A 25,362-nucleotide genomic window follows, 5' to 3' on the forward strand; every position below is an offset into this window, starting at 1 on the left:
TGTTTAAAAAGGAGTATTAGGTTTATTCTGTTGCCATGCTAAAAAGAAAGAAGAAGACCAGACAAAAAAAGTTAGTCTCCTCCAATAACACTTATTAATTTAGCTTTGGAATCGTTTTTAATGCTAAGTTTCGTTCCTCCTCAATCATTCGATGGGACTTTTCGTCGGTTGGATGGAGGATTTTTTTTAATATATCGTTTACTAAAGAGGCAAAAGCAGCATGATTTCGCTGGCGTGACTTTTCTAGAGTAATTGGTATATCTTGAGCAATAATGCCATCCTGAAGAACGATGACTCGATCAGCAAGTGCTACAGCCTCTTCGACATCATGTGTTACTAATAAAGAGGTAAATCCGTGGGTCATTTGAATATTTTCAATCATAGATTGCATTTCAAGACGGGTAAGAGCATCTAATGCTCCAAGGGGTTCATCAAGTAACAGCAACCTTGGTTTATGCATAAGAGACCGAGCTAATGCTACGCGCTGCTTCTGTCCGCCAGAAAGATTTGCTGGCCATTCATCTTTCTTATCTTCTAATCCAACATCACGCAAAACCTGAATAGCTCCCTCTCGGCGAATTCCTTTTACTCCTAATTTCACATTATCTAATACGCATTTCCATGGAAGCAAGCGTCCATCTTGGAACATCATGCATGCTTCCCTATTTAAACTATTTAAAGGTTTTCCGTCAATGAGTATTTCACCTTTAGTTGGTTTTTCTAACCCTGACAGTAAGCGAAGTAATGTACTTTTTCCACAGCCGCTTTTCCCGACAATTGCAAGGAATTCGCCTTGATTTATTTTAAGATTTAGAGATTTTAAGACTTTGGTTTCATTGTAGCTTTTTTCGAGATTTTTAATTTCTAGATATATTTTTTCTTTACTCATCTTCCAATCCTCCTTTACTTTAGGAATGTTTTTGGTAGCTAGGATGCCATTTAAGCCATCGTGTTTCCATAAAACGAGCGATTACATCGGAAAGTTTTCCAAGTAATGCATACAGGAGAATACTTAATACAATTACATCCATCCTCATAAATTCTCTTGCATTCATTGCCATATAACCAATCCCAGAAGTAGAGGATATTGTTTCTGCGACAATTAAAGTAATCCACATAATTCCTAATGAAAATCGTAAACCTACAAGTATGGAAGAAAGAGCGCCTGGAAATATAACGTTTAGGAAAAGAGAAAAGCCATTTAGCCCATACATTTTTCCCATTTCGATTAATCCTTTATCAACGGATTTAATACCATGATAGGTATTAAGGTAGACGGGGAATAAAACCCCTAAAGCTACAAGAAATACTTTTGCTTCTTCTCCAATCCCAAACCAAAGAATGACTAATGGTATTAGAGCTAAATGGGGAATATTTCGTAACATTTGAATAGAGGTGTCAAGTAATAGCTCTGTAAATCGGAATAAGCCGTTTAATAAACCTAATACAAATCCAATCGTACCACCGATCAGAAATCCAATAGACGCTCTCCATAAACTAATCCATACATGATGAGTTAACTCTCCCGTTTGAAAGAGATTTATGGCAGCCAGATAGACATCCGATGGAGCGGGAAGTATTCGTGATGAAATAATCCCTGCCTTAATAATCCATTGCCAGCCGATAAGCAATAAAATAGGAATGCCCCATGGCAATATTTTTTTTATGAAGTAGAGAGATGTTTTCTTCACTTTTCCTCATCCTTTAAATCAATTGTATAAACGTTCTCATTCACCTTTACTTTCTTTGGTATAAGTTGGAGATTATAAAAGGTATCTGCAATTTCTTGCTGTTCTTTTATAATTGAATCACTTATTTCTTCTACTCCATAAACTCTTCTTTCCACAGCCATTCTCATAGAGGCTTCATCAATACCCAAAATAGAGGAAAGCATTTTTGTTAAATCTTCTGGATGCTCATTTGCCCACTGACATGATTTTTGTATCTCTTCCATCACTACTTTAATAATATCCTCGTTTTCTTGAAGAAAGTCAGAGGAAGCTAGAAAGAAATCGCGGTCACTAGTTAGACCTTTTCCATTTACTAATAGTGTTGCATCAGCTTGTAACTGTGTATTTGCGGTAAAAGGATCCCACACAACCCATGCGTCAATTTCCTTTTTTTCAAAAGCAATTCTTGCGTCTCCAGGCGATAAGTAAGCAGGTTCTATGTCACTATAGCTTAAACCAGCTTTTTCTAATGCTTTTACTAATAAATAATGGGAACTACTTCCCTTGGCAAAACCGATTTTTTTCCCTTTCAGGTCTTCTAATGTCTTGATGGAAGAATCATTTTTCACTAAAATGCCAGAGCCTTCAAACTTTGATTTTCCTGCCGCAACATACTGTAAGGCAGAATTAGATGCTTGAGCAAAGATTGGAGGAGAATCACCTGACCGACCAAAATCTATACTTCCGGCATTTAATGCTTCAAGTAAAGCCGGGCCTGCTTGAAATTCATACCATTCTACTTTATATCCAAGTGGTTCTAAACGATCTTCTAATGTACCTAGCTCCTTCAAAATAAGGAGTGGTCCATTTTTTTGATAACCAATACGGAATACCTCATCATGGCTGCTATTCTCACCTGGCGGATTTGGTAATGAACAAGCAGAAAGAAAAATGGTAGATAAAAGCAGCATACATCCTAAGATTAAAGCGACTGTTTTCTTTCTTATTCTTTTTTTCATATAGAAGCATCATCTCCTCATACTTTTATTTTATTTGTCAGCTATGTTAAGGAAGCTTGTAGAAGATGATATTCTCTGCCATCAATCAATAGTTAGACATTAACGTACATATATTTTCTTTCTGTAAAGTTGACTGTTTCATCATCAAACCAACCTATTTTTAACATAGCATTTCCGCTTATACTGTCTGGATTTTAAGTTCTTTATAAACTATGCAAAGAAAATTATTAGGTACCTGTTTAGTTTTTTTAGAAGTCATTTCTTTTTTGTCTTACCAGATAGGGAATTTGGAATGAAGGGAAGGGAGTAGTTAACCATTTATAGGGGGCCTCGGATAAAGGCATTTTAGCATATAGAAAACAGCCTTAGATTACCTAAGGCTGTAAGACCTTACAGATGCAGAAATTGCTGGGACGATAATTATCGATCAGGATCATTGGGATTTAAAATACGGGGACGGCGATTCTTTAAAGGAATTGGTGTTCTAACAAGAATATCTCTCATTGCACGGTAATTGAATGGAATGAAAGGCCATAGATAGGGAACTCCAAATGATTTCATGTTTGCAAGGAAGATAATAAACAGAGCTACGCCAACGATATATCCAGGAACTTTAAAGATAGCGGTAGAAATTAACAGCACAATCCGGACAAGTCTGTTTGCTAAACCAAGCTCATAACTAGGTGTTGCAAAAGTTCCGATCGCAGCAATAGAGAAATACAAAATAACTTCGTTTGAAAACAGCCCCACCTCTACTGCGACTTGTCCAATCATTAAGGCAGCCACAAGCCCTAATGCAGTGGCAAGCGATGTAGGTGTATGAATGGCGGCCATACGCAGCATATCCAGTCCAACTTCTATTAAAAGAAACTGAACAATTAAGGGAACCTGCCCTAATTCATTCGGTCCCAAAAACGATAAAGATCCAGGCAATAGGCTTGGTTCTATACTCACTAAATACCACAAAGGTAATAAGAAAAGGGAAGCAAACACACCTAGGTAACGAACAAAGCGTAAATAGGCACCTACAAGCGGATTGTTCCGATATTCTTCAGCATGCTGCAAATGATGCCAGAAAGTAACAGGTGCGATCATGGCAGACGGTGAGCCATCTACAAAAATACATACATGTCCTTCAAAAAGATGGATGGCCGTTGTATCAGGCCGTTCTGTATAACGTACTTTTGGGAAAGGGTTCCAGTTGTTTCCTGAAATAAATTCCTCAATTGTTTTTTCCGCCATCGGTAATCCATCAGTATCAATATGGGACATCGCTTTCTTTAATTGCTCGACCATATCTGGATCTGCAATGTCACCAATATAACAAATAACAATATCCGTTTTGGAACGACGCCCTACTTGCATAAATTCCATTCGCAGCGTCCGATCTCTGATTCTTCTTCTTGTCAGTGCTGTATTAAACACAATTGTTTCTACAAAGCCATCTCGGGAACCGCGGACAACTCTCTCTGTATCAGGCTCTTGTGGTCCTCTGACAGGATAGGTTCTAGCATCAATCAGCAGGACTTCGTCAATACCGTCGATAAGGAGTGCTGTTGGACCTGAGAGGACATTATCGACAACCTTATTCAAATCATCAACTGTGCTGATTTCTATATAAGGTATATAGGTACTCAATAATTTCTTTAAAACATCTTTTCTTAATTCCTCTTTTTTTACTTTGGCAAGGAACTTCATGAGCAAATGTAATATATCATCTTTTACTAATCCGTCTACAAGAAACATAGCCATTCGGATGCCAGCATATTCGACATCTAAATGGATCATGTCAAAGTTTTGTCCAACACCTAATTCTTCCTTTAGATATCCAACATTCTCATCCAAATGACTGGATACTTTTTTCTTACTTATATTTTCCATATCTCACCTCATACTAAAAACGGTTGGGGAATGATTTTTCTTTTTTATGTACTATATTTCATAATAGACATAGAGAAGGAAAAAAATACCTCTGAAGTAAAAGGCCAATATTCCTTGATTAGAAACCCAAATAAAAAGGAATGAATGGCAAATCCTTCTATCACTATAAGGGTAAATAGGGTTCTTGTAATCTAGAATTATAGGAGCAGAAGGAATATATTGGGTAGGTGGAAGATGCAAAAAAAAATAGTTTATGATAATATGTATGAAAACGGTTAACAGATATATTAAATAATTTATGATTTTTCGGGTGGTAATTATGAAAGTAAAATTAGAAGATGTAGCGGAGTTGGCAGGTGTTTCGCCAACGACGGTTTCACGTGTTTTGAATAATCGAGGATATATAAGTGCAAAAACAAGAGAAAAAGTAGAGCAAGCCATTAAGGATTTAAATTATTATCCTAATGATATAGCACGCTCTCTTTTTAAAAAACGGACCAATTTTATTGGCCTTATTTTGCCAACAATTAATAATCCCTTTTTTAGTGAATTAGCTTTATATATAGAGAATATATGCTCCAATCATGAGTTTAAAGTTATTCTCTGTAATAGTTTAGGACAAGTTGCTAAAGAAACTTCATATGCAGAGATGCTTATTAGGCATCAAGTAGATGGAATTATTGTTTGTTCCTATAATCGTGGAATTGAAATATATAAGAATTCTAACCTACCTATTGTCGCAATTGACCATTACTTATCACCAACAATTCCTGTAATAGGTTCTGACAACTATGAAGGTGGAAAATTGGCTGTTCAACATTTACTTAATCATGGTTGCAAAGCAATTGTTCATATAAATGGACCAAGTGAGTTAGAAACACCAACCCAAAATAGAAGAAAAGCCTATGAAGATCAAGTAGCTAATCCCATTACCTATGAATTGAATAGCGTTTTTGATGAGGAAGCAACTGCGGAAACAATCAAAAGGATATTTATAGAACACCCTGAAACGGATGGGATTTTTGCTAGTGATGATTTAATCGCATCTACTTGTTTGAAAGTAGCGAGTGAACTAGGAATTCAGATTCCTAATCAATTAAAAGTTATAGGATATGATGGCACGCAAAGTGTAAGGAGGCTGTTACCTCAATTAACCACAATTAAACAACCAATTGAGGAAATTGCACAATCAGCTGTATTAAGATTAATGGATATTATTAATGAAGTAAATAAGGATGAAAGAATGGAAGTTATATTACCTGTTCAATTGCTAAAGAGTGAGACGGCCTAATCTAATAGTTTCCTTTGATAAAATATAATCTAAAAAATTAGATTGTATTTTTTTGAAAATAAGTAAGTCAAGCGGTTGACACATCGAGTGAAAGCGTTTAAAATCAAATATATCAAGCGGTTGACATGAAAAAATATGAAAGCGGTTGATATACATAATTGGAGAAAGGAGATTTAGAAATATGTCAAGCGGTTGACACTAAAATCATTCAACTTTTTTCTAAAGAAGGTGGCGAAATAAAATGTCAGTTTCAGTACCTGAAACGAAAACAACTAATAAGAAGACTTCCCATAAAGTAAAAGGTGAATTTTTACCTGAGCACAAAAAAGAAAATTTTATTCAATATTTCAAAAAGAATTATGCTTTGTATTTATTTTTAGTACCAGCCATCATTTTAACAATTGTATTTAAATATATCCCAATGTATGGGGCAATCATCGCTTTTAAGGATTTTAGTCCAATGAAGGGAATTATCGGCAGTGATTGGGTAGGTTTAACACACTTTAAAGATTTTTTAACTTCTCCCAATTTTAAAGAGATTTTTATGAATACGCTTAAATTAAGTTTCTATGGTTTAATATTGGGTTTTCCAGTACCCATTATCTTAGCACTTAGTCTAAACCAAGTACGGCGAGCTGCTATCAAAAAAAATATCCAATTAATATTGTATGCACCAAATTTTATATCAGTTGTTGTCATTACAGGAATGTTATTTATCTTTATGTCACCTACAGGTCCAATAAATTCACTATTATCGGTATTTAACGATAAACCAGTTTCCTTTATGACAGAGCCTGAATATTTTAGATCCATTTATATTTTATCAGGAATATGGCAAGCGGCAGGCTGGTCATCGATTATTTATGTAGCAGCACTTGCGAATGTTGATCCTCAATTACATGATGCGGCAACAATCGATGGAGCAACACTATTGCAGAGGATAAGACATATTGATCTTCCTACTCTAAAACCAATCATGGCAGTGTTGTTTATTCTAGGAGCAGGTGGGATTATGGCGATTGGATTTGAAAAGGCTTACTTAATGCAAACCTCTATGAATCTGCCAACTTCAGAGATTCTGCCGACTTATGTATATAAAGTAGGACTGCAGGCCGGGGATTATGCCTATTCAACAGCAGTAGGTTTGTTTAATTCTGTTATTAACGTAGTTTTATTGGTATTCGTGAATTTTGTAGTGAAGAAGTTAAATGAAGGCGAAGGGTTATATTAATAAAGGGGGGATAATCATTGAAGAACCATTCCAAAACAGATAAAATGCTTCTTTTTAGTAACAAAATAATTTTAATACTACTTGTTTTAATCGTGTTATTACCATTACTTTATATTTTATTGGCTTCTTTTTTAGACCCCAATGTACTGCTTAGTAAAGGATTTTCCTTAAATCCATCTAATTGGAGTTTGGAAGGCTATAAACGGATTTTACAAGATGAATTAATGATAAAAGGATTTATCAATTCAGTCATCTATTCATTAGGTTTTACAATTGTCACAATTGTTATTACGATATTTGCTGCATATCCACTTTCTCTTGATGGATTTAAAGGAAAGAATATAATCATGGTTTTCTTTCTTATTACGATGTTCTTTAATGGCGGGTTGATTCCTACCTATTTAATAGTAAAGGATTTAGGAATGCTTAATACCATTTGGTCGATTATTTTGCCTGGAGCAATTAGTGTCTGGAATATTATCCTAGCACGAACCTTTTTTAAAGGGCTTCCAAAAGAGCTGTTTGAGGCAGCAAAAATTGATGGTGCTTCTGAATTAAAAATATTTCTAAAAATAGTATTGCCTTTGTCTAAACCAATTATTTTTGTAATCGCTTTATATGCCTTTGTTGGGCAATGGAATTCCTACTTTGATGCAATGATTTATTTAGAGGACCAAGAATTACATCCATTGCAGTTAGTGTTACGTTCCATTCTGATTCAAAATCAAGTTCAGCCTGGAATGATTAATGATCAATTAGCAATGGCTGAGTTGAGTAAATTAGCGGAAAAAATAAAATATGCATCTATTGTTATTTCAAGTTTACCACTTCTAATTATGTATCCATTCTTCCAAAAATACTTTGAAAAAGGTGTTATGGTAGGATCTTTAAAATAATTTAAATAAAAGCATATGGAGGGTTCATTTATGGGGAAAATCAATAAGCTTCTTTCCACTTTTATTGTTGCCGGTCTTGTTCTAACAGGTTGCAGTGGTGAAAAGACAAGTAAAAGTGCTTCAACAGAAGATTTAAAATTAACTGATGTTACATTTCCTTTGAAAGAGAAAGCAACACTTCGTTTTATGACACAAAGCTCAGCTTTGGCACCAACCGACCCGAATGAAAAGCTAATCTATCAAAGATTAGAGGAGCAGACAGGTGTTCATATTGATTGGAAAAACTATACGAAAGACCAATTTGTGGAGAAGCGGAATTTAGCGTTGGCAAGTGGGGAGCTGCCAGATGCCATTTTAGATGCTGCTTTCAGTGATTATGATTTATTGAAATATGCAAAGGATGGAACCATCATACCAGTTGAAGATTTAATTGATCAGTATATGCCTAATTTTAAAAAGGTGCTGGAAGAAGCTCCAGAATATAAATCGATGATTACAGCGCCAGATGGACATATATACAGTTTTCCTTGGATTGAAGAGCTTGGCAGTGGAAAGAGCCGCATTCAAGTAGTTGATTGCCTTCCTTGGATAAATGTAGAATGGCTCAATAATTTAGGGCTGGAAATGCCAACAACAACTGAAGAACTGAAAGAGGTACTTCTTGCGTTTAAAACACAAGATCCAAATGGTAATGGAGAAGCAGATGAAATACCATTATCTTTTATTGTGAATCAAGGAGGAGAGGACCCAGCTTTCTTATTTGCTTCCTTTGGTTTAGGAGATAACTGGGATCATACGGTTGTTTCCAATGAAGGAAAAGTTATTTTTACTGCAGCAGAAGAAGGGTATAAAGAAGCGTTAAAATTCTTTAATGAACTAAATGATTTAGGTTTAATTGATGTAGAAGCATATGAACAAGATTGGAATAAATATGTAGCGAAAGGAAAAGATTCAAAATATGGTCTTTACTTTACATGGGATAAAGGAAATATTAGTGGCATGAATGATACCTATGATGTAATGCCTCCATTAGAAGGACCAAGTGGTGAAAAAAATGTGGCGCAAACAAATGGATTTGGTCTTGATAGAGGAAGAATGGTTATCACAAGTGCGAATAAGAATTTAGAGTTAACCGCAAAATGGATTGATCAACTGTATGAACCACTGCAATCTGTTCAAGATAACTGGGGAACATATGGGGATACGAAACAGCAAAATATTTTTGAATTTGATGAGAAAGCTGGTATGTTAAAGCATCTTCCGCTAGAAGGCGCAGCACCAGTTGAAATAAGAGAAAAAACAAATATCGCAGGACCATTGGCTATACTAGATGAGTATTATGGCGTGTACACAACAAAACCAGAAGATGCTGCTTGGCGATTAAATATTTTAGAAAAGAATATGGTTCCTCATATTAAAGCAGAGAACTTTTATCCACCAGTGTTTTTCTCACTAGAAGAGGCAGATGAAAAGGCAAAAATTGAAACAGATCTATTTGCTTATGTGAATAGAAAAAGAGCTGAATGGATGAGTAATGGAAAAATTGAAGAAGAATGGGAAGATTACTTGAAAGAATTAGAGAGACTAGGTCTAAGCACTTGGTTGCAAATTAAGCAGGATGGCTATGACAGAACAGTAAATTAATTGGAGGCATGACATTGAAGATTACTAAACTCGAAAAATACAGACCAGCATTGCATTTTTCCCCTAAAAAAAATTGGATGAATGATCCGAATGGGTTAGTGTTTTTCAAAGGAGAATATCATTTGTTTTATCAGCATAATCCACATGGCAGCACATGGGGGCCAATGCATTGGGGGCATGCAGTCAGCAAAGATTTAATCGTATGGGAGGAATTAGAGATAGCTTTACATCCTGATGAGAATGGAACCATTTTTTCAGGCAGCATAGTTGTGGATTGGAATAATACAACAGGCTTTTTTAACGATGAACCAGGGTTAGTGGCTATTTTTACCCATCACTTGGAGCCAGTTCATGGCAAGGAGGCTGTTCAGACACAGAGTTTGGCATATAGCTTAGATAAGGGCAGATCGTGGATCAAATATGACGGGAATCCTGTACTTGCTCACCCTTCTAAACCCGATTTTAGAGACCCTAAAGTTTTTTGGCATAAAGAGTCCCAAAAGTGGATGATGGCTTTAGCTACAGGGCAAACCATCTCTTTCTATTCCGCTCCAAATTTAAAAGATTGGAAGTTTGAAAGTGAATTTGGAGAGAATTGTGGTTGTCACGAAGGGGTATGGGAATGTCCAGACTTATTTGAGTTACCAATAGACAATTCAAATGATAAAAAATGGGTGCTTATTGTCAGTATTGGCGATAATCCTCAATATGATGAAGGGTCGCGCACGCAGTATTTTGTTGGTTCATTTGATGGAAAGGAATTTATGCCAGAACATGAAGAAATAAAATGGCTGGACTATGGGAAGGACAACTATGCTGGAGTGAGCTTTTCTGATATCCCTGAAGCAGATGGAAGACGAATTTATCTAGGCTGGATGAGTAATTGGCGTTACGCTAATCAAGTTCCCACAGAAGGATGGAGAAGTCAGATGACTCTCCCTAGAGTGCTAGAATTGCGAGAGGAGAAGGGAGAGTATTATCTCGTCCAGCATTTAGTGAGAGAATTAGATACCTATTTTGAAAGAAAAGAAGAAAGAACAGACACAATCATTACAGCCAAAGAAAGCACTGTTTTTGAAGTGGATGATGAATACACAGAGATAATCCTATCCTTAAAGAATATAAATGCAAATAAGTATGGATTAAAGATAGAACATACAGATTTACAGCATACAACCATTACTATTGACGTTAACGAAAATGTACTGAGTCTGTCTCGTGAAAAATCTGGGATAGTTGATTTTTCTGATAACTTCCCTAAATTGCAGCGAGTTTATCTGGAGGATTCTCAATCACTTGATCTACGAATAATTGTAGATTCTGCCTCCTTAGAACTATTTATCAATGGCGGAGAGCAAGCATTAACAAGTTTAATTTTCCCTGATAAAGTAAGCAAACGGGTATGTTTGTTTGCAAAAGATGGGGAAGTGAATCTAGTATATGGAAAGGTATCTGTTCCTTCTAAAAATTGATATATAACCGAAAGCCAGGGGATTGAATGAATCTATCCTCTGGCTATTTTATACGAAATTCAATGGAAAAAAGTTAGAAAAGTGGTGTAGAGATATGAGCGATGTAACAGCGTTAGGAGAAATTTTAATTGATTTTACTCCCCAAGGTGAAAATGAACAAGGGTTTCCTATGTTTGTTGCCAATCCAGGTGGGGCTCCGGGGAATGTTCTAGTGGCTTTATCCTGTTTGGGGCTGAGAACAGAATTTATTGGGTGTATAGGGAAGGATCATTTTGGGGAATTACTCGTTTCCACTTTACAGAATAAAGGAGTGCAAACAAATGGAATTGTTTATTCCCCAATAAAAACGACACTAGCATTTGTGCATATTGATCATCAGGGGGATCGTTCATTTGATTTTTATAGACAGCCTGGTGCAGACATGATGTTATCTAAAGATGATGTGGATTTATCATTAATAGCAGATGCAAAAATATTACATGTAGGATCAATATCCATGACAAATGAGCCAGCAAGAGAAGCAACTTTATTAGCATTAAATTATGCAAAAGAACAGCAAAAGATTATTTCATTTGATCCAAATCTTCGTCCATTACTATGGCAAAGCTTAGAGGAGGCAAAAGAACAAATCGAAGTAGTCTTGCATTTTGCAGATATAGTCAAAGTTTCGGAAGAAGAATTAGCATTTTTAACGGATACAACAGATATTTTTTCAGGAGCAAAGCAGTTATATAAAGAGTTTCATTTACGGCTGCTTTTTGTAACAGTGGGAGATAAGGGAAGCTATGCATATGGAGAGGATGGCTTAGTATTTGTCCCAGGAGCAGCTGTAAAAGCTATTGATACAACTGGATGCGGAGATGCATTTCTTGCTGGCGTTCTATATGAATTATTAAAGAGGGATCTATTGAATTTTAAAATAAGCGAAGATATATTAAAGCAAATATTGAATTTCGGAAATGCGATGGGAGCATATGTGGCAACAAATAAAGGTGGAATTCCAGCCATGCCTACTCTTCACCAAATCGAAGACTTTATAGTGGTCAATAAAAAGGAAAAAAAATGACGTTAAAAAGGAGGAGGGGGGGATTTCAAATTGAGAAAAAGAATATTAACGGCTGTTTTGTCTGTTACATGGCTATTAACGGGCTGTAGTATCAACCAAATGGGAAAGGAAGAGAAAAATTTGGATGGCTTGAGACCGGATAACATGGAAGCTGCCACTTCCGATTATTATACAGAATTGTATCGACCCCAATATCATTTTTCAACCCCTTCTGGAAACTTAGCTGACCCTAATGGACTCATCTATTTTGCGGGAGAGTATCATCTGTTTCATCAAAAAAATGGTAATTGGGCACACGCGGTGAGCAAGGATTTATTACATTGGGAACATTTGCCGATTGCATTAGAACATGACCAATTAGGGCAAGCATTATCTGGAAGTGCTGTGGTGGATTGGAATGATTCCACAGGATTTTTTGAAGGGAAAGCCGGGTTAGTTGCCATCTATACAAATACAGAGGGAGGAGAATCCCAAAGCATTGCTTATAGTAAAGATAATGGGAGAACATGGGAAAGATATAAAGGAAACCCGGTTATCCCAAACCCAGGAATAAAGGATTTTCGTGATCCAAAAGTATTTTGGCATGAGAGCACTAAAAAATGGGTAATGGTTGTTTCGACAAATCAAAGTGTGACGTTTTATCGTTCTGATAATTTGATTGACTGGGAGTTTCAGAGTCAATTTGGGGATAAGGAGGGATCTCATGCAGCTGTATGGGAATGTCCTGATTTATTTGAATTGCCTGTAGATGGTGATGAGAATAAGAAGAAATGGGTATTGCAAGTTAGCGTTGGAGATAATGAAGAAACAAATGGATCAACTGCTCAATATTTTATTGGAGAGTTTGACGGAACAAAATTTATTAATGATAATGCCCCAGAAACTATTTTAACAACAGATTTTGGGCAAGACTTTTATGCGGCTCAATCCTTTTCTGATATCCCGGAAAAAGATGGGCGCCGAATATGGTTAGGCTGGATGGCGAATTGGAGATATCCTTATCAATCGCCGACAGAACCATGGAAGGGATCTATGTCAATTCCACGTGAACTATATTTGAAAACCGTTAAGGATGGAAATATTAAATTATTTCAAGAACCGGTTAGAGAGTTAGAAAGTTTACGTGTCAATCATATTGCTATTGATCCTATGGAGGTAAATGGGGAGCAGGCAATTGCTGACTTTTCGGGTACTACTTATGAATTTGAAGCTGTGCTGGAATGGGAAAACGTAGAGGAATTCGGTATTCGCGTTCGACAATCAGAGGACGAAAATACGGTTATAGGTGTAAATACAAAAGAGAATAAACTATTCTTAGATAGATCTCGTGCTGGGTTAGAAACGATATTGGATCGAAATGGGAATCCATTTCAATTTGGGAATAACCATACAACTACTTACCCTATTGAGGAGAAGCGAATAAAGATTAGAGGATTTGTTGATGAATCTTCTGTTGAGGTGTTTATAAACGATGGGGAATATGTCTTTACGAATTTAATCTATTCCCAGCCTACGAGCAACGGGATAGAGCTATATACAAAAGGTGGAAGCATGAAGGTTGCTTCACTAGAATTTTATCCTTTATATTCAACATGGAGAGAGCGCCCAAAGGAAGAGGAAGTCGAACGTATAGTAGTAAGTTCGGAATATTTAACTCTTAAAGAAGGAGAAATCCAAACTATTAAAGCGATTTTAAAGCCAGATTGGATTAAGAGCAGTTCTCCTTTTAGTTGGGACATCGCTGAACAAGACATAATCGATATAACGGAGTCTACTGACGAAGGAAAAGGTATTTTCGTTAAAGCATTAAAACCAGGCGTAACAAACATACAGGTTAAGCATCCTGAAACGGAACTTACAAAGGAAGTAAAAATAAGGGTAATAAAATAAAAGAGAATGAAAGCATTATACAGTATGTAAAAGCACTTCTCCCAAATAAGGAAAAGTGCTTTTACATATTGTTTCTAAATAGAGGGTACTTAAGAAAAAATGCCATCACTAAATAGGGTAGACTCTACAGTAGATATGGTAAAAGGCAAGCTGACAATTAGTGAAAAAGGATATTCGGTTTTCTGGCTTTGGAAAGAGTGGCAATTCCATTAATCTAAGTGTGTAATCGTCATATTCTTAAAGATTGCTGTCCCGCCATCTGAATACAACGTGATGCCTTGATCAACTGCGTGAGGAAATATTAAATTCGATTGCACAACCTTCCCATCATCTACAAAAACCTCGATACTACTTTTATCAACAAGAATCTTTAAATGTACTTGTTTTTGTTCAGCAGGAAAGGGTGCTGTACTTTCTGAATGTGAATTCTGCTGATCTGGATGTTCGGTAAAAGAACGATCTACATACGAGTAGTTATCTTTTATAAATATTCCTACATTCACATATCGCGTTTGATCAGAAGATTCTCTAAGTCTTAAACCGACATTATCTAACTCTGTCCATGAGATGTCTGTCTCTAGTTGATAAATTTCTCCTGTCATCTCTAGTTGCTTTTGGCCATTTACTTCTATTTCCTTTAGATAATCGTTCGTCTTGGCTAGGTTGTTGTATGCTTCGATTGGTTGGGAAGCTAAATAATAGGAATTTTCCCCATTATTTTTTAATTGAATTTGTCGCACAACAGAATCCATTCCATTAAAGCCTTCTTGTAATGTAGGGGTATTGTCGGCATAATTCCAATTATTCATCCATGCAAAAGCATATCTTTTTTTGTAATCATCACTATTGCTTCCATCCTCAAATGTCACTCCAGCATACCAATCTAAACCATAATCAAGCCATTGGGGTTCTGGATGATCAGCTGTAAAATGCTTTCCATCAAAATGACCAATCCAATAAGCATAAGTATTAGGCTGATTCTTTGTTTTTCCATTTGCGCTCGCACCAAGCACCCATTTGAAGCTCCCATCATTTGTCTGCATATAGTAAAGGTCCGGACATTCCACAATTCCTATATCGTTTGTGAAGAAATCGCTGAGATATGTCCAATCTTTCAGATTAGAGGATTCATAAAAACCAACCTTTGTTCCTTCTGCCATTAACATTATCCATTTACGATACTCTTTTGACCAAATGATTTTGGGATCACGAAAATCATCGGTTCCGGGGTTTTCCATAATAGGTGTATCGCTAGATGAAGTGAATGTATTTCCATTATCGAGGCTATACCACAAGAACTGTTCTTGTTTTTGCTGATTAGCTGACGGCTGAGTGACGATTGCGATAAGTGCTCCATATCCAAATCCGGCAGTATTTTCCTTATCAACAACGACAGAACCTGACCAAGGGTCTCCATTTTGATTCGTGTATTTTGGAATGGCAATTCCTTTATCCTTCCAGTGCACTAAATCTTTTGATATAGCATGTCTCCATTCTGTACCATTACCATCAGGATAATCACCATTGTAAAGATAATAATAATGATAGTAACCATCTAAATAGATTGGTTTTTGCGGGTCGTTTTTCCACTTGTCCGGAGTAGTAAAATGGTATTTGGCACGATAGGATTGACCATCAGAAACAACGGTCTTTTCTTGCTGGTCTACTGTTTCAGTAAAAACCTTAGTGATTTGATGCCAAAATAAGAGGATGCCGACAAGTATAATAAGGCATAAGAGAAATAGGACTTTCTGTGTGTGCTTTGCTGGTTTCTTCAAGTAATATCACCGCGCTTATCCTGTATTTTTTGCTATTGGTAAAAGAGGGTGGGACAAAGCAAAATAAATAATGGATAAAGACGAACAATCTCTAATTTAGTGGTGAATCCAATTCGTTCCATTGCGTTACAGACACTCCATTTCACTCCGTTTTTAAAGAGTATTTCGTTCCAACATTTTTTTCAAAAAGAAACTAAATGGAGCAGACTGAATACACGGAGACTCCTATGGGAGCTGCGAGAAGTCCAAGACCCCGCAGGAACGAGGAGGCTTGGCGCTCGCCCCATGAAAAGCGAAGTGTATTCAGTCTGCGGGTGATTACCACACACCTTTTTTCTTCAATAAATAAAAATCCCAAACAATTATACCAATCCTTTTTAGTATGAATGTATAATTGTTCGGGTTATATTAAATTGAAATACTTTTATCCTAACCTCGTTTTTTTATTTATTTTATAGTGATTTGACCTTGTTCTAAAATGCTATTTTTTACTACAGAAGTTTTATTGCCTTTAATTTTTAATAAAAAGCTTGGAGCAAAAGTGGATTGATGATCTTCAAATAATCCTCTATTTGTCATATAGCTTGTAACAACTACATTGTCACTGTTCTTTTGTGGAATCGCAAAATGAGCGTAGTTCCATGTAACATCATTTGGATCTAGATTTTGATGTAAGACAATACCTGTTTTGTTTAAAGGTTTGTATGGTCCAGTAATAGAATTAGCTACATATCCTAATAGGTAAATATCTTTGTCGTTAATCCCATCAATAGTCATTTTTGATCCTCTAGAACTTGTAAATAGATACCATTTTCCGTCTTTTTCAAAGATATTCGCACGTTCAATTTCATCTGTAACAGTGTTGGAAGCAATTAACGGCTTCATTTCTTTTTTTAGTGTATAGTCATCATTAATCTCAATAATTCCTAATGCGCCATTTGCTAGTGTTGCTAAATTCTTTTTCGGGCTTTGTAATAACTGCTCTTTTTCTGTTCTGAAAAATTTAGTGTTGCCCCCATAATAGATTTTATTAAATAATGATTCTTCTCCTTGATAGCCATAATCTGTTCCTGTATTAGCTTCAAATACAAGATATTTATGTCCATTGTCTTCAACGTAGTGAGGATCTCTTAATGTATGGTTATCTGCATAATTTCCGCCTGAAAAAGCTTGATCAACTGTTTGATATACAGATCCATCTCCACCATCATAGATGGATTTATGATCTTCCACCCCATCAATTTTTAATGTATTTGCATCTAGTTTAGATACATTAACTTGGGCAGTAGTTAATGTTTGTTTTCCAAAAAATCCATGATCAGGATCCCAGCCTTGACGATTTGTATAGAACAAGCGAATTTTGCCATCAGAAGTGAAAGTGGCTGAACCAGACCATTCTTCTGCTTGATTGTTTAAAATAACATCATTGGTAGCGTATTTATCGCTGTCTTTAAATACTCTTCCTGCATTTTTCCATGCATCAATGGAATTATCACCAATTTTTTTATAGAACATGTAAATAAATGTGTCCCATCCTCTATCAGGATCTCCAGCTAATCCAAATACTATTTGATAGCCATTATATTCTGCAACTGTTCCATCTGCATTTTGTAATGGCCATGTATCCCAGACATCTAAATCAATCAAATTACCTTTTTCATCATAGCCCTTTGCTGAAGGGATGTTTTTGATCGTTGATTCATCAAAAGCTGGCACTTTAAATTTAGAATCGTTTTGTTGTTCCGTCATTTTTTCCATATCGAATCGAGTGATATGTGAAATACCATAAGATTCTTTGTGGTCTAACTTTTCTTTTTGTTTTGCAAAAGCTAGTGATCCACTACCTCCCAATAAAATAGCTGCACTCAATGATACGACTGTTGCTTGTTTAGCAAGCTTGTTCAATTTCATGGTTTACCTCCTAGAATGTGTTAGATGAAACAAAAGATAAGGACAGGGCAAAGCTGCTGATTTATAAAAACAAAGCAGCAAATACACCGTGTTTCTAATAAAATTATAGGTTAATCTACTTTCTGCGCATATGGCATAGATTGATAGAAATCTAGTCTTATATTGATATAAGATAAATCGAATATACTAGAGGATGTAATAGAAGAACGGGACCTTCTTCCTTATTTCAGATAGAGAGAATGAATGTCTGCAAAAACACAAAAAATCGCTCCCTGCAAAAGGAAGCGATTAGAAGGCAGGAATTAGTGCGAAGACGAAGCGGTAGCCTTTTCCCATGACTTTTGAAATTCTTGTAGCAATTGATCTCGATTTAGCTGTTTACCTACGTATAATTGCATAGCTAATCCAAATTCTTCTCGTGCACTACCAGGAAAGGAAAACCAATTGGCTCTAAGGGTTTTTCCTGTTTGATAGTAGTTCATAATTTCCATTGCAAGCGGTCCTAAATGGTGTGCCTCTATATGGTCAAAAGCTGGAATGAATTTAAATTGTTCAGTCATAAAGGACTTTCCTTGCTCTGAAAATACCATCCAGTTTAGAAAATTTTTGGCTGCTTTTTTCCTTTCAGCAGATGATTGCTTGTTAACTACCCAATAATTAGAAACGTTAACAACGATTGCGTCAGCTGGTTCCTCGTTAATAGGGATTGGCAGGAATCCAATGTTCATGTTCGGTGATTGCTGATCAATCATTGGCTGAATCCAATTGCCTTGTTGGATCATCGCAGCTTTTCCCGAAGCGAAGAGGTCAACTTCTGTATTATAGTCCGTTGTTAGGGGATTTTGGTTTCCATATTTGATGGTAGTATCAAGTAAAGAAATAATATCTAAGAATTTTTGATTGTTCGTAATTTTTGTGGTTCCCTTGTTTAGTTGGGCAATAAATGCTTCAGGATCATCTTGTTGTGCAAATGCAATATTTAAGAGATGATCACCAAGCTTCCACTCTTCATAGTATCCAGTTGCAAAGGGCGTAATACCGGCTTCTTCTAATGTTTGTGCTGCTGCCTGTAACTCAGATAACGTTCTAGGAAGCGTATGAATTCCTGCTTTATGGAATAAACCTTTGTTATATATGAATCCATATCCTTCTATGTTAAGGGGCATTCCATACACTTTGCCATCCATTGTTACTGGTTTCAAGGTGTCTTTGTATGCATGAGAAATCCATGGTTGATCAGATAGATCTTCTAAATAATCACTCCATATCTTCACATTGTCATACCCTGTATTTGTAAAAATATCAGGACCATTCCCCGCTGCAATTTGAGCTTTCAAATCAGCAAGATCATCAGCAGCACCACCTACAGTGTGAACCTGAATATCTATATTTGGATGTTCGCGTTCATATGCCATCACCATTTCTTCAAATTGGGTAGAAATTTCTACTTTTGGATTTCGGATAGTTAGTGTGATGCGTTCATCGGCTGTTTTTCTTTCGCTTGAGTCTTCTTCTGATTTTGGCTGACAAGCTGAAAGTGCAACAATCAACAATCCTGCAATAAGCCATGTGAATGTCCACTTTTTCATAATTTCACTCCTGCTATTTCACTCTCAATTATTATTGATGGTGGTATCTACTTTGCGTCCAACGTTTTCTGACAGTTTCTGTACTCAAATGGCGTTAAACCAACCATTTTTTTAAATAATTTTGAAAAGTACTTTTCATCTTGATAACCGAGTAATAAAGCAATTGCATAAATGTTTTCATCTTTTTCCCGAAGCAAGAATTTGGCTCTGTCGATTCTAAGCTTCATAATATATTTGGATAAAGGCATCCCTGTTTGCTGTTTGAACTTTCTAGAGATATGCTCGCGACTTAAGAAAAATCGATTAGAAAGTTTTTCTAAACTTAATTCTTCCATATAATAAGTATCCACGTATGAAACAATATCCTGCATTCGCTTGGCATCGTCTATATCATTTAAACGGTGAATCGTCCGGTAATTTTGTTCTTCCACTGCCTTTTGCATCGATTGATAAGACTCATGGATTTTTCCTAACGATAGAAGGGACATTCCATTTACGATGCGGATAGGGATATCGAATTGCTGAATAATCCATTCTTCAACAGACAACCATTGTTGGCTAGTGGTAATTACTAAGCAAAGGCTATGATCATGTTGAAGGGTAAAAGCATTTCCTATTCCTTTTTCGATAAGTTGATCGGCAAGTAATTGGATATATGGCTCAGAATGGTGCATCTGATAAAAAGAAATAAGCGTTAGTTCATACTCAACTGCATCGGGAAGACTAGAAGCAAGCTCTATTAAGTCAAATTCTTCTCCTATACAGGCTTGTGTAGCCAATTGATTCAAGCGCAGTCTTTTGGCGTCTTCTAAAACACCTGCATCTTTATTCTCAGTTATCCATGATTGTACTGCTTCTGATAGAGTATTGTTTAAAGATTCAGCTTCAATCGGTTTTAATAAATAATCAAAGCTGCTGCACTGGATTGCTTTTCGCATATAGGTATAATCGTCAAATCCTGTAATCAGAATAACCTTACCAGAGTAAGAAATGGAATCTAGCCACTCAATTATTTCTATTCCATCCATTTTCGGCATCTTCACATCTGTAAAGATAATTTCCGGTTTTTGTTTTTGGATGATTTTTATCGCTTCTTCTCCATTGCTAGCTTCTAAGATGGTCGTAATTCCGTGTTTTTTCCATTCACCAATATAGCGAATAACATATCGTACATTAATTTCGTCGTCTATAATAAGAACTTTCAAATTGAATGAGCCTCCTCGAAAAGAATGGTTTGCGATGATGAACCATCTATTTAATTTTGCATCGGGATATATAGCTTTACGATAAAGCCATGCCCCTCGTTGGTATCTATCTCTAAACCTGCTTTTGATTCGTAGTTTAGAAGAAGACGGTCATGTATATTTTTTAAACCAATATGCTCGTGAGAAAATTCGCCAGCATAAGGAGCACGATAGATATTACTCCTTAAAGTGTCCAGTTCTTCCGCTGATAAACTTGAGTAGTCATTTTCAACGATTAGATATAAAAAATCCTCTTTAATTTCGCCTGTTATATTTAAGGTAGAATCAAAATAGCCTTGTTCATAGCAATGTTTAAAGTAGTTCTCTACAAGGGGTTGGAGTATCATACTAGGGATTTTTATCCCTTGGATTGCTTCACTTATCTGAATAGAGTAGTTTAGCTTACTGCCAAAACGTTCCCGTTGCAGCGTTAAGTATGCTTTTATATAATCCAGTTCTTCACGAACTAGAACCCACTGATCTGCTCGGATAGAGTATCTCATCATTTTTGATAAGGATGTTACAAGCTGATAGATTTTAGGAGAGTTATTTTGCAGCGCAACTGCTCCAATGGATTGAAGAGCATTAAATAGAAAGTGAGGATTCACTTGAGATTTAAGTGCTCGTAATTGATTTTTTCTATTCTCAATCTCCAATTTGTATTCTCGATCAATATGGAGGTTTATACGCTCCAACATTTCTTTCATATGCTTTTCTAGATGACCAATTTCATCTTCTCGGCTGTCGGTAAAAGGAATATTTAAGTTTCCTCCTTTAATAGAAAGCACCTTTTGGCTGAGCACTTTAATAGGACGTGATATATAGTAGGCAAGGATGCTGATCATTAATAGTCCTAGTACCCCCACCCCTATCCCAACCAATATGTTGGTGTAAGCGGTTTGTCTAGCATCATAAAATAATCTATCACTAGGTGTCACCTTTACGATTTTCCACTGATGAAGTGGTTTTGATAATGTTTTAGATAAGATAATATCATTGCTTTTATCCTGGCTGGCATGAAGGAATTTCTCATCTGCTGTTTTTCCTATTAGGGAATGAACATTTGTATACATTACAATATCATGTTCATTAAGAAGATAAATGGAATCTCCTTTCTCCTGTAATAGACTACTGCAAATCTGTGCATACTTATCTAGATCCATATCAATTGTAATAACCCCAAGAAATTCTTTGGAGAGAGGATCCAGTATTTTATGATGGATAGTCATAACCTCTGTTTTGTCTGATTCAGGTATAATCGCGGCATTATTATAGTTTCCAATCGTATGTGGAGGCTCTATTAAATAACGTGAATTGGAATGAAACAGCTTTTGCATGGAGTCTTGCTTCATAAAATCTTTTTGCGGTTTTCTTGCGCTGATCATCCCATTATAAATAGTGAATGATTCTTTATTCTTATCCAAATAGAAACGAATTTGGCGAATTTCGGAACGCATCAAGAAAAAAGTTTCAATATTTTCTTCCATAGCAATTGGATTAAAATAAATGGAATCTTCATAGCCATTAGTAAAAATCCGAAAAAAGTCTGGATTTCTATATAAAATATAGGGAAGGTCAATCATATCATTAAAATATTGTTCTAGTTCTTTGGATAATTTATCTAATTGTTCTTTGCTGTTTTGTAGTTCATGCTGTTCGACACTATCCTTCGTATATCCATAAATAATTAAAACCGTTAAAAAATAGGGCAGGATAATGAAAGCAAGAAGCATAAAAAATAAACGGCTTTGAATGCTTTTCATATTAAGAGGTTCCTTTCTTTCTATTAATATCATTATCTAGCCTTAAAAATTTAGTCGTATTTAATAAACCATATCTTTAAATCTAAATCTTTTTTTACAAATAAGTCAATATACACAGATGATAAAAAAGCTAGGTGTGATTTTTGGCGTTTTGTCCATTAAAACGCTGAATGGCATCGCTTACTATAGTACGTGGAAACGATAACAAAAAGATCAAAATTGAATCGATGGCACTAGGGACTAAATCTTCATTACGAAATTTAGGTAATTATCATTAAATATTGTCATACTATCTATTATTCCGTTACATTCTAGTCAAAATAAGGAAAATTAAACGGTCATTTATGTTGAGATTGGATAAATAAGGAGAATCTTCCGTTTATATTTTGCGATGCTAATTGCTGGTTTAATGTAAAAAGAGTGTCAGCAGCTAATATGCTAGACACTCTTGATTTGCTATTTACTTTTTAAACTCATTCAATCTTTCATATGTCTCTAAGAGAAACTGGTAAAATAGTGATTCTGTTGGAAGTAGTTTGCGATGACTTGGATAAATAACCCCAACGGTTCTTGTCAGATTAATATCTGAAAGGGGGATGACGCAGGTGGAACGTGGTGTGTTATCCACCAATGTCATTTCTGGCATCAAGGCTACTCCTAACCCAGCAGATACTAATCCTTTCAGTGCATCAATGTCTTTTCCTTCAAATGCAATTTGTGGAGAAAATCCTGCATCATGACATGCTTTAACCACTTGGTCCCTGAATACAAATCCTTCTGGTAAGACACAGAAGGGATCATTTTTTAAATCTTTTAGCTGTAATTCTTTTTGACTGCTCAATGGATGATGAAGAGGAAGAAGGGCAACAATATTTTCTGTAAATAATGTAGCACCGTTAATTTTATCCTCCTTTTCTCGGTTTGGCATTGGCGCAATCATTGCCAAATTAAATTCTCCATTAATAACTCCATCGATAAGATCATAATACAGGGCGTTGCTCATATGAAATTTAGCTTCTGGATATCGAGTACGAAAAGAATAGATGATAGATGGCAGTGTATGAGCAGCCATGCTGATAGGAAAGGCGATTCTAACTGTCCCTTTTTCAGGATCGAGCGACTCCTCCACTTCTCTTTTGGCGTCTTCCATCATACTCCATATTTGTTTCATCCGCTCAAAAAAAACTCTTCCAAGGGGTGTTAATTTTACGCTTCTACCTTCACGGATAAAAAGCTCGACTCCTAATTCTGCTTCTAAATTGAAAATTTGTCTACTTACTGAAGATTGGGCCACATGCAAAGCATCGGCAGCTTCTGTAATATGTTCCCTTTTGGCAGCTTCCAAAAAATACTGTATTTGTCTTATTTCCATGTCTGCACTCTTTTCTATCCATGCGCATAACGCATGAATTCAATCCGAAATTAGTATTGTACCTATTAATTATAAAATTATAAAATAAAAACAACTTTTAGAAAAGAGAATATTCTAACATTAATTTATTATAGGGGCTGAAAAAGGATGAAAGTGCTGGATAAAAAAGAAGAATTTCAAACACAAACGGTGAAAGATTACATAAATCAATTAATAAATCAAGTAAAAGAACGTAATCCTCACGAAAAGGAGTTCCAGCAGGCAGTTAAAGAAGTCCTTGATTCTTTAGTTCCTGTACTTGAAAAAAATCCAACATATGTTAAACATGCTGTATTAGAAAGAATGCTTGAGCCAGATCGACTAATTAGCTTTAAAGTCCCTTGGGTAGACGATAATGGAAATATAAAAGTAAACCGCGGCTATCGTGTTCAATTTAATAATGCGATTGGACCATATAAAGGAGGACTAAGATTTCATTCTTCTGTTAATGCCAGTATTATTAAATTTCTTGGATTTGAGCAAATCTTTAAAAACTCATTAACAGGTCAGCCGATAGGCGGCGGAAAAGGCGGCTCTGATTTTGATCCGAAGGGGAAGTCTGATTTCGAAATAATGCGTTTTTGTCAAAGCTTTATGACTGAACTTAGTAAGCATATCGGTCCGGATATCGATGTGCCCGCTGGAGATATCGGAGTAGGAGCAAGAGAAATTGGCTATATGTTTGGACAATATAAACGATTAAAAGGTGCTTATGAAGCAGGCGTCTTAACCGGAAAAGGGATCGGATATGGTGGAAGCTTAGGTAGAAAAGAAGCAACAGGATACGGCTTAGTGTACTTTGTGGAAGAAATGCTGAAAAGTCAGGGACGAGGTTTTGAAGACAATACGGTAGTAGTTTCTGGTTCGGGAAATGTATCGATTTATGCGATGGAGAAAGCAATACAGTTAGGAGCTAAAGTGGTTGCTTGCAGTGATTCCGGCGGTTATGTGTATGATCCAAATGGAATAAACCTTGATACGGTGAAACAATTAAAAGAAGTGGAAAACAAAAGAATCTATGAATATGTGAATACCCATCCTGATGCTATCTACCAGGAAGGATACACAGGTATTTGGACAATTCCTTGTGATATTGCGTTGCCATGTGCAACACAAAACGAACTGAATAAAGAATCAGCTGAAAAATTAATCGCCAATGGAGTAAAAGCAATAGGTGAAGGGGCAAATATGCCTTCTACTCTTGAAGCAGTCGATACCTTTATCGAGCATAAAGTATTATTTGCACCTGCCAAAGCAGCAAATGCAGGCGGGGTGGCAGTCTCCGCTTTAGAAATGGCACAAAATAGTGCGCGAATAGCTTGGACGCAAGAAGAGGTAGACAAGAAGCTACAAGCGATTATGAAAGATATTTTTAGTAAAAGTATCCAAGCATCAGAGGAGTATGCAGAAAAAGGGAATCTAGTTGCAGGTGCTAATATAGCAGGCTTCATCAAAGTTGCAGATGCTATGATAGAACAAGGAATCATATAAGAAGTTTTCAAATAGAATGATATTTTTATATAGTTTAGAAGAGAGAATCAGTATGTTGTTGGTTCTCTTTTTTATTGTAAAAATTCTACTTGGATAAGGATTTATATAAGAGTTA

At 36.0% G+C, this 25,362-nt stretch carries 18 protein-coding genes; 8 read left to right on the forward strand and 10 right to left on the reverse strand.

Annotated elements, in window-relative coordinates; genetic code table 11:
* Positions 1–94: 94 nt before the first annotated feature.
* The 4 genes from NX902_RS07655 to NX902_RS07670 all read right to left on the reverse strand — a co-directional run bounded on the left by NX902_RS07655 (position 95) and on the right by NX902_RS07670 (position 4,570).
* Positions 95–889: an ATP-binding cassette domain-containing protein gene (locus NX902_RS07655; RefSeq protein ID WP_163186738.1), complete on the reverse strand. Its 795-nt coding sequence runs from the start codon at positions 887–889 to the stop codon at positions 95–97.
* Positions 890–908: 19 nt separating this feature from the next.
* On the reverse strand, positions 909–1,655 hold the full coding sequence (ssuC, locus tag NX902_RS07660; RefSeq protein ID WP_217279667.1) for an aliphatic sulfonate ABC transporter permease SsuC: 747 nt from the start codon (positions 1,653–1,655) through the stop codon (positions 909–911).
* A gap of 32 nt (positions 1,656–1,687) precedes the next feature.
* The gene (locus NX902_RS07665; RefSeq protein WP_095332205.1) at positions 1,688–2,689 is read right to left on the reverse strand and encodes a sulfonate ABC transporter substrate-binding protein; all 1,002 of its coding nucleotides are present in this window, start codon (positions 2,687–2,689) and stop codon (positions 1,688–1,690) included.
* A 420-nt stretch (positions 2,690–3,109) separates the two neighbouring features.
* Positions 3,110–4,570, reverse strand: a complete 1,461-nt coding sequence (locus NX902_RS07670; protein ID WP_341160678.1) for a spore germination protein — start codon at positions 4,568–4,570, stop codon at positions 3,110–3,112.
* A 319-nt stretch (positions 4,571–4,889) separates the two neighbouring features.
* Between NX902_RS07670 and NX902_RS07675 the strand changes: the two genes are divergently transcribed.
* The 7 genes from NX902_RS07675 to NX902_RS07705 all read left to right on the forward strand — a co-directional run bounded on the left by NX902_RS07675 (position 4,890) and on the right by NX902_RS07705 (position 14,060).
* Positions 4,890–5,861 (forward strand): LacI family DNA-binding transcriptional regulator, encoded by a 972-nt coding sequence (locus tag NX902_RS07675; protein WP_163186736.1) that lies wholly within the window; start codon positions 4,890–4,892, stop codon positions 5,859–5,861.
* A gap of 241 nt (positions 5,862–6,102) precedes the next feature.
* Entirely contained in the window at positions 6,103–7,092 is a 990-nt protein-coding gene (locus NX902_RS07680) for an ABC transporter permease (protein ID WP_095332211.1), read from the forward strand.
* Positions 7,093–7,136: 44 nt separating this feature from the next.
* Entirely contained in the window at positions 7,137–7,988 is an 852-nt protein-coding gene (locus NX902_RS07685; RefSeq protein ID WP_095332219.1) for a carbohydrate ABC transporter permease, read from the forward strand.
* Between the two features lie 30 nt (positions 7,989–8,018).
* On the forward strand, positions 8,019–9,632 hold the full coding sequence (locus NX902_RS07690; protein WP_095332213.1) for an ABC transporter substrate-binding protein: 1,614 nt from the start codon (positions 8,019–8,021) through the stop codon (positions 9,630–9,632).
* 14 nt (positions 9,633–9,646) lie between these two features.
* The gene (locus NX902_RS07695) at positions 9,647–11,104 is read left to right on the forward strand and encodes a glycoside hydrolase family 32 protein (RefSeq protein WP_163186734.1); all 1,458 of its coding nucleotides are present in this window, start codon (positions 9,647–9,649) and stop codon (positions 11,102–11,104) included.
* 22 nt (positions 11,105–11,126) lie between these two features.
* On the forward strand, positions 11,127–12,170 hold the full coding sequence (locus NX902_RS07700) for a carbohydrate kinase family protein (RefSeq protein WP_341122738.1): 1,044 nt from the start codon (positions 11,127–11,129) through the stop codon (positions 12,168–12,170).
* A gap of 30 nt (positions 12,171–12,200) precedes the next feature.
* Entirely contained in the window at positions 12,201–14,060 is a 1,860-nt protein-coding gene (locus NX902_RS07705; RefSeq protein ID WP_095332217.1) for a glycoside hydrolase family 32 protein, read from the forward strand.
* 209 nt (positions 14,061–14,269) lie between these two features.
* Here NX902_RS07705 and NX902_RS07710 read toward each other — a convergent pair whose 3' ends face one another.
* The 6 genes from NX902_RS07710 to NX902_RS07735 all read right to left on the reverse strand — a co-directional run bounded on the left by NX902_RS07710 (position 14,270) and on the right by NX902_RS07735 (position 23,717).
* Positions 14,270–15,838: a glycoside hydrolase family 32 protein gene (locus NX902_RS07710; RefSeq protein ID WP_217279858.1), complete on the reverse strand. Its 1,569-nt coding sequence runs from the start codon at positions 15,836–15,838 to the stop codon at positions 14,270–14,272.
* A 447-nt stretch (positions 15,839–16,285) separates the two neighbouring features.
* Positions 16,286–17,749, reverse strand: a complete 1,464-nt coding sequence (locus NX902_RS07715) for a glycoside hydrolase family 68 protein (RefSeq protein WP_095332225.1) — start codon at positions 17,747–17,749, stop codon at positions 16,286–16,288.
* Positions 17,750–18,051: 302 nt separating this feature from the next.
* Positions 18,052–19,338, reverse strand: a complete 1,287-nt coding sequence (locus tag NX902_RS07720) for an extracellular solute-binding protein (protein WP_163186732.1) — start codon at positions 19,336–19,338, stop codon at positions 18,052–18,054.
* 47 nt (positions 19,339–19,385) lie between these two features.
* Complete coding sequence (locus tag NX902_RS07725) at positions 19,386–20,543, reverse strand: response regulator (RefSeq protein WP_163186730.1); 1,158 nt, start codon at positions 20,541–20,543, stop codon at positions 19,386–19,388.
* A 50-nt stretch (positions 20,544–20,593) separates the two neighbouring features.
* A complete protein-coding gene (locus NX902_RS07730; RefSeq protein ID WP_095332231.1) occupies positions 20,594–22,345 on the reverse strand; it encodes a cache domain-containing sensor histidine kinase in 1,752 nt (583 codons plus the stop codon).
* 460 nt (positions 22,346–22,805) lie between these two features.
* On the reverse strand, positions 22,806–23,717 hold the full coding sequence (locus tag NX902_RS07735; protein WP_095332233.1) for a LysR substrate-binding domain-containing protein: 912 nt from the start codon (positions 23,715–23,717) through the stop codon (positions 22,806–22,808).
* 147 nt (positions 23,718–23,864) lie between these two features.
* On the opposite strand from NX902_RS07735, the gene gdhA reads away from it, so the two are divergent.
* The gene (gene gdhA, locus NX902_RS07740) at positions 23,865–25,247 is read left to right on the forward strand and encodes an NADP-specific glutamate dehydrogenase (protein WP_095332235.1); all 1,383 of its coding nucleotides are present in this window, start codon (positions 23,865–23,867) and stop codon (positions 25,245–25,247) included.
* The last annotated feature ends 115 nt before the right edge of the window (positions 25,248–25,362 follow it).

The organism is Niallia sp. FSL W8-0954, from assembly GCF_038005605.1.
In the GTDB taxonomy this organism is placed as follows: domain Bacteria; phylum Bacillota; class Bacilli; order Bacillales; family Cytobacillaceae; genus Niallia; species Niallia circulans_A.

Bases quoted from the DNA above. Each gene is read 5' to 3' on its own strand.
- gdhA (WP_095332235.1), top strand. From the start codon at position 23,865: ATGAAAGTGCTGGATAAAAAAGAAGAATTTCAAACACAAACGGTGAAA.
- NX902_RS07680 (WP_095332211.1), top strand. From the start codon at position 6,103: ATGTCAGTTTCAGTACCTGAAACGAAAACAACTAATAAGAAGACTTCC.
- NX902_RS07735 (WP_095332233.1), bottom strand. From the start codon at position 23,717: ATGGAAATAAGACAAATACAGTATTTTTTGGAAGCTGCCAAAAGGGAA.
- NX902_RS07665 (WP_095332205.1), bottom strand. From the start codon at position 2,689: ATGAAAAAAAGAATAAGAAAGAAAACAGTCGCTTTAATCTTAGGATGT.
- NX902_RS07720 (WP_163186732.1), bottom strand. From the start codon at position 19,338: ATGAAAAAGTGGACATTCACATGGCTTATTGCAGGATTGTTGATTGTT.
- NX902_RS07685 (WP_095332219.1), top strand. From the start codon at position 7,137: ATGCTTCTTTTTAGTAACAAAATAATTTTAATACTACTTGTTTTAATC.
- NX902_RS07730 (WP_095332231.1), bottom strand. From the start codon at position 22,345: ATGAAAAGCATTCAAAGCCGTTTATTTTTTATGCTTCTTGCTTTCATT.
- NX902_RS07655 (WP_163186738.1), bottom strand. From the start codon at position 889: ATGAGTAAAGAAAAAATATATCTAGAAATTAAAAATCTCGAAAAAAGC.
- NX902_RS07690 (WP_095332213.1), top strand. From the start codon at position 8,019: ATGGGGAAAATCAATAAGCTTCTTTCCACTTTTATTGTTGCCGGTCTT.
- NX902_RS07675 (WP_163186736.1), top strand. From the start codon at position 4,890: ATGAAAGTAAAATTAGAAGATGTAGCGGAGTTGGCAGGTGTTTCGCCA.
- NX902_RS07670 (WP_341160678.1), bottom strand. From the start codon at position 4,570: ATGGAAAATATAAGTAAGAAAAAAGTATCCAGTCATTTGGATGAGAAT.
- NX902_RS07715 (WP_095332225.1), bottom strand. From the start codon at position 17,749: ATGAAATTGAACAAGCTTGCTAAACAAGCAACAGTCGTATCATTGAGT.